The following is an 880-nucleotide window of genomic DNA, read 5'->3' on the forward strand; positions in this document are numbered from 1 at the left end:
TTCAAAATTGATGTATTCATTAAAGCAAATACTTGAAGTCTTTGCTCTTTTTTTGATGGAATAAAGTGCATTGCAGGGCAGTAACTATTGCCTGTACCCATCATGTGATTTAATGCTGTCATGAAAAATTGGTATCCCGCACTCATTGGTTATCGTTATACGTCTGTAAAACGAAGCAACCACTTTATATCGTTTATATCTGTCATATCGATGCTTGGTTTGATTATCGGTGTTGCCTTGTTGATTACCGTTCTTTCGGTAATGAATGGCTTCGATCGAGAGCTCAGAACGCGCATATTGGGAATGGTTCCTCACGCTGTTATTAAACCCTATGCCACGATGCAAGATTGGCAGAGCGTTGACGAATTAGTGACTGCGCATCCTAAAGTAGTCTCTGCCGCTCCTTTTATTCAAATCAAAGGTATGTTGAGCGCTTCGGGTCTTGTTCAAGGAGCGCAATTGAATGGCGTGTTGCCAGAAGAGGAGAAAACGGTCTCGATTATTGAGAACCACATGGTGCAAGGTAGTCTGGACGATCTTCAAAGCGGGGAATTTCGAATAGTTCTGGGCGATATGCTTGCACGACAATTGCGTGTGCAAAAAGGGGATCGCGTTACTGTCGTATTACCTGAAGCTTCGTTAACGCCGGCAGGTGTTTTTCCTCGGCTAAAGCGTTTTACGGTTAGTGGTATTTTTCGTGTTGGTGCCGACTTAGATGGGCAGCTTGCTCTGATCCATCTAGAAGATGCTGCGAAAGTCATGCGTATGCAGGGATACGTAAATGGTATTCGGCTCAAGATGGATAACTTATTCGATGCGCCATATGTATCAAGGCAGTTGGCGAGTAGTTTGGATGAGGCGTATTACAGTATCGATTGGA

1 protein-coding gene is annotated in these 880 nt (G+C 43.8%); it reads left to right on the forward strand.

What is annotated here, in order from left to right; genetic code table 11:
- Positions 1-120: 120 nt before the first annotated feature.
- Positions 121-880 (forward strand): ABC transporter permease (locus tag A3762_RS18400; protein ID WP_197469379.1); only part of this gene is annotated, 760 nt, incomplete at its 3' end.

This window comes from Oleiphilus sp. HI0125, assembly GCF_001635355.1.